Source organism: Bacillus sp. RO1, from assembly GCF_012524115.1.
Lineage (GTDB): Bacteria > Bacillota > Bacilli > Bacillales > Bacillaceae_I > Sutcliffiella_A.
Genome location: NZ_JAAZWB010000075.1, coordinates 105,873 through 114,493, shown reverse-complemented (window position 1 = coordinate 114,493; position 8,621 = coordinate 105,873). Strand labels below are relative to the sequence as shown.

Annotated in this window: 9 protein-coding genes; all 9 read left to right on the top strand. The window is 42.6% G+C overall.

Translation table 11 applies throughout. The annotated features are described in order from the left end of the window. Positions 1-81, top strand: an 81-nt coding sequence (locus HC179_RS21360) for an IS3 family transposase (RefSeq protein ID WP_168862685.1), incomplete at its 5' end; no start/stop codon positions are given. Positions 82-180: 99 nt separating this feature from the next. Continuing rightward, entirely contained in the window at positions 181-420 is a 240-nt protein-coding gene (locus tag HC179_RS11710) for a hypothetical protein (RefSeq protein ID WP_168864372.1), read from the top strand. 379 nt (positions 421-799) lie between these two features. After that, positions 800-1,690 (top strand): nitrilase-related carbon-nitrogen hydrolase, encoded by an 891-nt coding sequence (locus HC179_RS11705; RefSeq protein ID WP_168864459.1) that lies wholly within the window; start codon positions 800-802, stop codon positions 1,688-1,690. Between the two features lie 132 nt (positions 1,691-1,822). Then, on the top strand, positions 1,823-3,181 hold the full coding sequence (locus HC179_RS11700; RefSeq protein ID WP_168864469.1) for an NAD(P)-dependent oxidoreductase: 1,359 nt from the start codon (positions 1,823-1,825) through the stop codon (positions 3,179-3,181). 25 nt (positions 3,182-3,206) lie between these two features. After that, entirely contained in the window at positions 3,207-4,493 is a 1,287-nt protein-coding gene (preA, locus tag HC179_RS11695; RefSeq protein WP_168864458.1) for an NAD-dependent dihydropyrimidine dehydrogenase subunit PreA, read from the top strand. A gap of 15 nt (positions 4,494-4,508) precedes the next feature. Beyond that, positions 4,509-5,933, top strand: a complete 1,425-nt coding sequence (gene hydA / locus HC179_RS11690; RefSeq protein ID WP_168864457.1) for a dihydropyrimidinase — start codon at positions 4,509-4,511, stop codon at positions 5,931-5,933. A 495-nt stretch (positions 5,934-6,428) separates the two neighbouring features. Then, a complete protein-coding gene (locus HC179_RS11685) occupies positions 6,429-7,895 on the top strand; it encodes an NCS1 family transporter (protein WP_168864456.1) in 1,467 nt (488 codons plus the stop codon). Positions 7,896-7,916: 21 nt separating this feature from the next. After that, a complete protein-coding gene (locus tag HC179_RS11680) occupies positions 7,917-8,150 on the top strand; it encodes a hypothetical protein (RefSeq protein WP_168864455.1) in 234 nt (77 codons plus the stop codon). A gap of 68 nt (positions 8,151-8,218) precedes the next feature. Further along, positions 8,219-8,452 (top strand): hypothetical protein, encoded by a 234-nt coding sequence (locus tag HC179_RS11675; RefSeq protein ID WP_010196066.1) that lies wholly within the window; start codon positions 8,219-8,221, stop codon positions 8,450-8,452. Positions 8,453-8,621 lie beyond the last annotated feature (169 nt).

The following is an 8,621-nucleotide window of genomic DNA, read 5'->3' as shown; positions in this document are numbered from 1 at the left end:
ATTCATTTTTATAATCATGACCGTTATCAAAAACGATTAAACGGTCTTAGCCCTTTAGAATACAGGGCTAAGACAGCTTAGTCTTGTTTTATTATTTCAAGTGTCTACTTGACAGGGGGCAGTTCATGATGAAGACCTCATTGACGAGAAAAAAGGAGGAGAGAGGTCCTCATAGAGGTGATGAAGACCTCATCGACGAGAGAAAAGGAGAAGAGAGGTCCTCATAGAGGTGATGAAGACCCTCATCGACGAAAGAAAAGGAGGAGAAAGGTCTTCATAGAGGTGATGAAGACGTCATCGACGAGAAAAAAGGAGAAGAGAGGTCCTCATAGAGGTCACGAAGACCTCATTGACGAGAAAAAAGGAGAAGGTATCAGTAACGAGAAAAAAGAAGATGAGATTTCTTCTCCGCCGATATGAAACCATAAAGGATGAAACGTAAAGGCAAGCTTGGGACAATATATCAAAGCATCTGAGAACTTGATTACCTTAGGGTAGATGCTTATTCGCGTTTAAAGCGTTGATTAACGTTCAAGGCGCTTCCCCAGGCGGGACGTGAGCATCCTCTCTGGGTTTGCGCCTCCTGGGTCTCACATGTCCCTTCCTCAAGCGCGCGTCTACGCGCCTTCCACTCCAATCAACTTGGTTACTGTCGTTTTACATTGTGGACAGTCCTACCCTTGTATCATTTGACATTATGTATAGTGAAATAGAATCCTAAAGACAGTAAAATATACATAAAGTTCTAATTATTCTAATAATTTATTTTTTCATGCAATCATCAAAAGGAGGTTCATATATGTCCGACAAAGTGATGATAGGTTTGATTCAAGCTTCTAATGATGTGGATGGCTCAGAGGCTGTGGAAGTACATAAAAAAGCAGCCATTGAAAAGCACATTAAACTTGTAAGGGAAGCGAAAGCAAAGGGTGCTCAAATTATCTGCCTTCAGGAAATCTTCTACGGTCCATACTTTTGCAGTGAACAGAATGCGAAGTGGTATGAGGCTGCCGAAGAAATTCCAAATGGTCCCACCACAAAACTGTTCCAAGACCTTGCTAAAGAACTTGGGGTAGTCATTGTACTTCCCATTTATGAAAGAGAAGGCATCGCGACATACTACAATACCGCAGCTGTTATTGATGCGGATGGTAAATATCTCGGAAAATACCGTAAACAACATATTCCTCAAGTCGGGGTAGGAAATCAAGGACATGGTTTCTGGGAGAAATTCTATTTTAAACCAGGGAACCTTGGTTATCCGATTTTTGATACAGCATATGCCAAAGTTGGTGTGTACATATGCTATGACCGACATTTTCCTGAAGGTGCAAGACTGCTTGGTTTGAAAGGTGCCGAGATTGTCTTTAATCCTTCCGCTACAGTGGCAGGATTATCAGAATACTTGTGGAAGCTTGAACAACCTGCTCATGCAGTGGCAAATGGCTATTATGTTGGTGCCATCAATAGGGTTGGTGTGGAAGGTCCTTGGAAAATGGGCGAGTTTTATGGACAGTCTTATTTAGTTGATCCACGAGGGTCGTTTGTATCCATCGGTAGCAGGGACCAAGATGAAGTTATCATTGGTGAAATGAATAAAAAATTAATCCGTGAAGTGAGAGATGTGTGGCAATTTTACCGTGACAGACGACCGGAGACATATGAAGAAATGACCGCACTTTTGCCGTAAAGGACAAGAGGTAATTCATTCGCAGTTTGTGAACCTGATTCCAGTATTTTATATTGGGCACATCCGTCGATATGGATTACCTTTTTTTCTTGCGAGAAATGGATAAAGGGGAGTGGGTATGTGAAAGGGGCCATGAAACGAATTGATTTAGAAGATTTAACGGTTAACTTTATGGAAGCAAAACCGGGTTTAACAGACAGGGAAGCACTAGAAGAGGCCAACCGTTGTTTATATTGCTACGATGCACCATGTATTGTAGCGTGCCCGACAAGTATTGATATTCCTTCTTTTATAAAAAAAATTGCTTCCGGTAATTTAAAAGGTTCAGCTAAAACAATTATGAGTGCCAACCCTGTCGGAGCGAGCTGTTCGCGGGTATGTCCGACAGAGGAGCTTTGTGAAGGGGCATGCGTTCTGAATCACCATACAAAACCGATTATCATTGGTGATCTTCAGCGTTATGCCACAGATTGGGCTATTAAAAATGAGCAAGTTCTTTTCCGAAAAGGAAAATCCAATGGAAAAAAAGTAGCGATTGTCGGAGGTGGACCAGCAGGGCTTTCTGCCGCACGTGAATTGGCTCTACTTGGATTCCAGGTTACTGTTTTTGAAGCAGAGCAAGAAGCAGGCGGTCTGAATACGTACGGCATAGTCTCCTTCCGCCTACCTAAAAGTGTTTCTTTTTGGGAAGTGGAACAGGTTAAAAGCTTAGATGTGGAGATACGTACTAATACAAGAGTGGGAGTGGACATTTCAGTAGAAGAAATCCTGACTCATTATGATGGTGTTATTTTAGCGATTGGCATGGCTAGTGTTCCAATGCTAGGAATTGACGGAGAAGATTTGAATGGAGTGTATGATGCGATAGACTTTGTAAAAGAAACAAAGACCAATAGCATTACAGATAAATTCAAAGGAAAAAATGTCGTGGTCATTGGTGCAGGTAATACTGCCATTGATGGTGCTACCTGTTCGGTAAGGCTTGGCGCTGAAAATGTAAAAATATTATATCGCCGAACCCAGGAAGAAATGACTGCCTATGATTTTGAATATGAGTTTGCAAAGCAGGACGGTGTAGAATTTCGCTGGCTTACCGCGCCGAGTAGAATTATCGGAAACGAAAGTGGTGATGTCACGGCCATCGAATGTATAAGGATGGAACTTGGTGCCACAGATGCTGATGGAAGAAGAAGGCCTGTGAAAGTGGAAGGGTCCGAATTTACACTTCAAGTAGACGCAGTCATTAAGGCAATAGGTCAAACAAGATATACAAGTCTTATTGAAGAATTTGGTCTCACTCACGACGGTGGAGTTGTGAAAATAGATAAGCATACTCATCAAACCTCAAACGAAAAAGTATTCGCCTGCGGGGATGTCGTTTTTGGTAAAGGGCAAGGAGAGGCCATGGTAGTAACTGCTGCGGAGCAAGGAAAACTTACCGCATATGCACTATATGAAAAATTGGTGAAAAGCAAGGTGGAGACAGCCTAAATAGGTATAAGAGGGGGGAAAGCAAATGGCAGATCTATCGATAAATTTGGCAGGCATTAAAGCACCTAATCCATTCTGGCTAGCTTCTGCACCGCCAACTAATTCTGGTTATCAGGTACAGCGTGCTTTTGAAGCAGGGTGGGGAGGCGCTGTATGGAAGACTCTTGGCGATCCAATTATCAATGTGTCATCCCGATTTGCAGCGGTTAGTTTTAATGGACAGAGAGTAGCCGGATTCAACAATATTGAACTTATTACCGACAGACCTTTGGAAGTGAACTTAAGAGAAATAGAAGAAACAAAAAAGAAGTTCCCAGATCGAGCGGTCGTTGCCTCCTTGATGGTAGAACCAAAACAGGAAAAATGGCATGAAATTGTGAAAAAGGTCGAAGCAGTAGGGGTGGATGGACTTGAGTTGAACTTTGGCTGTCCGCACGGAATGGCGGAAAGAGGCATGGGTTCTGCATCCGGTCAGGTGCCGGAGCTAGTGGAAAAGCAAACGTATTGGGCTAAAGAAGCAGCAAATACTCCTGTCATCGTTAAATTGACCCCAAATATCACAGATATCACGGTAACGGCAGAGGCAGCAGTCAGAGGGGGAGCGGATGCTGTCAGTATGATCAATACGATAAACAGCCTCGCTGGTGTGGACATTGATAGCTGGAACACGATACCTCATGTAGGTGGGAAAGGTGCCCATGGTGGATATTGTGGACCTGCTGTAAAACCGATAGCCCTTAATATGGTGGGAGAATGTGCAAGAAATCCAAGAATAAATGTGCCGATTTCCGGTATGGGCGGTGTCTCTAACTGGCAAAATGCGGTGGAGTTCATGTTAATGGGTGCAACAGGTGTTCAGATTTGTACCGCAGCCATGCATCATGGTTTCCGTATTGTAGAAGACATGCTTGATGGACTGAACAATTACTTAGATGAAAAAGGAATTGCGAGGGTTATGGACCTTGTAGGGAAATCTGTACCCAAATATTCCGACTGGGGTAATCTTGATTTGAACTATAAGATTGTAGCAAGAATCAATCAGGATACCTGTATTAACTGCAATAAATGTCATATTGCCTGTGAGGATACTTCCCATCAGTGTATTGATATGCTGAAAGATCCTTCAGGAAAACCATACTTACAGGTTAGAGAAGAAGATTGTGTTGGATGTAATTTATGTTCCATTGTCTGTCCGGTGGATGATGCTATTACTATGGTGGAGCTTCCACATGAACAGCCACCGATGACATGGAATGACAGGCAGTCTGCTCTTGGATTATTGAAGCAATGTGAAGTGGATACGGTTAAATAAGGGGGAATGAAACAAATGGCAGCAAAAAAATTAATAAAGAACGGAATAATTGTGACAGCAAGCGATCAGTATGAAGCGGACATCTTAATTGACGGAGAAACAATCTCTTCCATCGGGCTCAACCTTTCCTCAGCAGATGCGGAAGTGATCGATGCAAAAGGCTGTTTTATCTTTCCTGGTGCAATTGACCCTCATACTCATTTGGATATGCCGTTTGGAGGCACTGTAACAAAAGATGATTTTGAAAGTGGAACAATGGCTGCTGCATTTGGAGGAACGACATCCATCATTGATTTCTGTTTGACAGAAAAGGGCCGACCGCTTCAAGATGCTATTAAAACTTGGCATGACAAGTCAAAGCATAAAGCAGTGATCGACTACAGCTTCCATTTGATGATTGGTGAAATGAACGAAACGGTATTGAAGGAGCTTCCTCAAGTAATTGAGAAAGAAGGCATCACATCTTTTAAAGTATTTATGGCATATAAAAATGTATTCCAGGCAGATGATGCAACTCTGTTTCATACATTAAAGGCAGCAAAGGATCTCGGAGCGCTTGTCATGGTTCATGCTGAAAACGGAGATGTCATTGATTATCTAACGAAAGAAGCATTGGAAAATGGGAATACAGACCCAATCTACCATGCCCTAACAAGGCCTCCAGAAGTGGAAGGAGAAGCCACTGGAAGGGCTGCACAACTAACTTCTCTAGCTGATTCTCAGCTTTATGTCGTTCATGTGTCCTGTGCGGAAGCAGTAGAAAAAATTGCCGAAGCAAGAAACAAAGGGGTGGAAATTTGGGGAGAGACCTGTCCACAATACCTGGCTCTTGATAAAAGCTATTTGGAGAAACCGAATTTTGAAGGAGCCAAATACGTATGGTCCCCTCCATTGCGTGATAAATGGCACCAAGATGTTTTATGGAATGCCTTAAAAAGCGGTCAACTTCAGACTCTTGGCTCTGATCAATGCTCGTTTGATTTTGAAGGTCAAAAAACGCTTGGAAAAGGTGATTTTACCAAAATACCAAATGGGGGGCCAATGATTGAAGACAGAGTAAGCATTTTATTTTCAGAAGGTGTGAAAAAAGGCCGAATATCCATCAATCAGTTCGTCGACATTGTTTCCACAAGAGTCGCAAAGCTTTTTGGAATGTTTCCTAAAAAAGGAACCATTTCTGTTGGAGCTGATGCAGATATCGTCATTTTCGATCCGAACCATGAAAGGGTAATATCAGCTTCCACCCACCATATGGCCGTTGATTATAATGCATTTGAAGGAATGAAAATTACCGGTGAACCTGTTTCTGTTTTGGTTCGAGGTAACTTTGTCGTCCGTGATAAGCAATTTGTCGGTAAAGCAGGAAACGGGCAGTATATTAAACGCAACAAATATGGAGCAACATCCCAACTAAAACAGAACGAGACCTTGTCCATCTAACCCAGCAAACGTACTAATTCTTATCAACCAACCTCCGTATGCTTGACCTACAAAATCACCCTAGGTCGAGCATTTGTTATATCAAAAACAAGCGTTATTCCCTTGCAGTTCTAAGTGCAGGGTGAGAGACTCCAGCTCGAGATAGTGGTAAGTTGAGACCCCTGAAGCGTTAGAGAGGCCACTGAAAACTGAAATCTCATGTACTTAGAAATTTCTAGCTGTTGATTGGAGCAAAAGGCGAAGAATCCTGAGGGAGATAGCGGTAGGTTGAGACCCCGCAGCGGAGCGAGGAGGCTCAAGCAACGCCCTTAGGAAAGTGAAGCCATTTGCGGAAATCAACAGCGGTTTCTAACAAACATCGTAAATTAGAGACATTTTCAGTGGCATCTAAGCGTGGTGAGGGAGGCTCAAGCACATGCCCAGTGGAAAGCGATTACCCGGAACGGAGATTTGCATGAGTTGATAGATATCTAAATTTTTTAATGGGGTGTTGTGATGAAAAAGAATGAAAGTTACTTAAAATCGCCAGACCTGCTGCCAATCTCTCACTCAAACAGAAAAATCGGCACACTAGGCTTTGCAGTCATGTGGGTCGGCATGGCAGTAGTACTTGCAGCATTTGCAATCGGAGGAGCAGGCGTGCAAAGCTTATCCCTCGGTTGGGTCATACTTGCTACCATCATAGGTAGTGTAGCCATCGGATTGTTCATGACCATAACTGGAGACATAGGAATTGAACACGGACTATCATTCCCGGTCTATATGAGGGCGCCATTCGGAACGATAGGGACACATATCCCTTCCATCATCCGTGGCTTGGCGGCATCTTTCTGGTTTGGTATAAACACCTATTTCGGAGCCACCGCCATGAATGCCATACTTTTTACCCTGACAGGCTTTGATAACTGGTTTGTGTGTTTTCTCATTTTTGCAGCTGTTCAATTACTTAATACCGCTCTTGGCATTAAAGCTGTTGAGCGCTTTGCTGATCTTGCGGCACCAATCATTATCATTATATCTGCCTGGATGTACACCACCCTTTCTGACAGAGCTTTGGAACAAGGTCGGGAAGTTTGGTCTTGGATTGAAAGTCCAGTAACAGGTGGTGCTGCAGTGACGGCATTCCTGATTGTAATATTCAGTAACATGGGATTTTGGGCAACATTGGCAGCGGATATTCCATCCATCTCACGTTTCATTAAAGCACCTAAGTATGAACGGAACTGGTTAAAACGGAACAAATCCAGCATTGTCGGAAGCGTCATTGCCTTGCCAATTACACAAACCTTCATGGTAGCTATCGGTGGTGTTTCTTATATTGCCGTATCTAACTATGATCCTGTTGTCGCACTGCAGGAGGCAGCTAGCGGTATTGTTCTAGGTGTTTTGTTATTGATGATCATTTTTGCTCAGTGGTCCACCAATGCTTCAGCCAATCTTATCCCGGCTGCCACCATCTTTTCAAATGTCGGAGGTCCTAAGGTTCCGTTCTGGGCTGGAGTTGTCATTGCGGGGATTGTAGGTTCTGTTGTTCAACCCTGGAACTTGTTTGGAATATTGATTCCCGTTTTATTGATTGTCGGTGGAATTCTTTCTGCAATTGTGGGAATTCTGTTTGCAGATTATTATCTTTTAAGAAAACGCCGTGTGAATGTTCATGATCTTTATGAGAACAATGGGCAGTTCAGGTATACAAATGGCTTCAATGTAGCAGGATTTATTTCTTGGTTTGTAGGGGGAGCGGCAGCTTATTATCTTGCAAACTACTCCTTTATTGTCGGTTTTGTTGTTGGTGGGGGATTATATTACATCCTGGCAAAATATTGGTACTTTAAAAAGTATCAGCAGGCTGAAATAGAAGACCCGGATGATGAGAAGTACCTAGGTATTACAGTTGGAAGAGACTGGGTGATTTTGGAGGATGCAGATACTTTTGAGGAACCAAAAGAGCTTTCGAGCTAAATTAGTAAGGAGGAATATATTTTGAGTGATTATCAACAATATATAGCAGAAAAAGAAAAGATAGACTTTTTCATCAATAAAGGGTTTCGTATTAAAGATGTAGAAGAGAACTTAGAAGGGTCCTATCTTGTTCTGGAACGAAACGATGGCAAGAAAGAGATTTCCCAAGAAGAGACCCTGCACATTAAACATGCTGATTCAAGGAAGTACTTTGCATCACTTTTGATCAAGCAACAACAACGGCAAGAAAATTAACGAAATCTTCATAGTTTGAATTTGCTAGGAATAAAATTTGGTAAACTGCATCGTGAAAGGAGAATTCTATGGAATATCAACTGAAATGCAAAGAAAGCGCCTACCCTTGTGAAGTAACAATTGATGAGGATAACAACAGGTTTACTATTCGTAAAGCAGATTCAAGTGGAGAGTTCTTTAATTCGCCTGAGGAACTAGTAAATTGGATTTTAGAGAACTGGGATTCAAGCGATTTCAACGATGAAGGTGAATTTCAGGAAATGGTCCAAGAGATACAGCTATATTTTCCGATTAATAATTAAGTAAAACGATCTGTTAAACACCGCTGTTGATTTCCGCACTAGGCTTCGCTTTCCTAGGGGCGTTTGGGGAGCCTCCTCGGAAAAGCGCCTGCGGGGTCTCCCCTAAACGCTATCTCCCTCAGGATAAGGAAGGCTTCGACAGCGAAACATCGCACGAAGAAAATGAGTA

What these genes read in the sequence shown, in the direction of transcription:
- HC179_RS11710 (WP_168864372.1), top strand. Translation starts at nt 181, where the DNA reads ATGAAGACCTCATCGACGAGAGAAAAGGAGAAGAGAGGTCCTCATAGA.
- HC179_RS11705 (WP_168864459.1), top strand. Translation starts at nt 800, where the DNA reads ATGTCCGACAAAGTGATGATAGGTTTGATTCAAGCTTCTAATGATGTG.
- HC179_RS11700 (WP_168864469.1), top strand. Translation starts at nt 1,823, where the DNA reads ATGAAACGAATTGATTTAGAAGATTTAACGGTTAACTTTATGGAAGCA.
- preA (WP_168864458.1), top strand. Translation starts at nt 3,207, where the DNA reads ATGGCAGATCTATCGATAAATTTGGCAGGCATTAAAGCACCTAATCCA.
- hydA (WP_168864457.1), top strand. Translation starts at nt 4,509, where the DNA reads ATGGCAGCAAAAAAATTAATAAAGAACGGAATAATTGTGACAGCAAGC.
- HC179_RS11685 (WP_168864456.1), top strand. Translation starts at nt 6,429, where the DNA reads ATGAAAAAGAATGAAAGTTACTTAAAATCGCCAGACCTGCTGCCAATC.
- HC179_RS11675 (WP_010196066.1), top strand. Translation starts at nt 8,219, where the DNA reads ATGGAATATCAACTGAAATGCAAAGAAAGCGCCTACCCTTGTGAAGTA.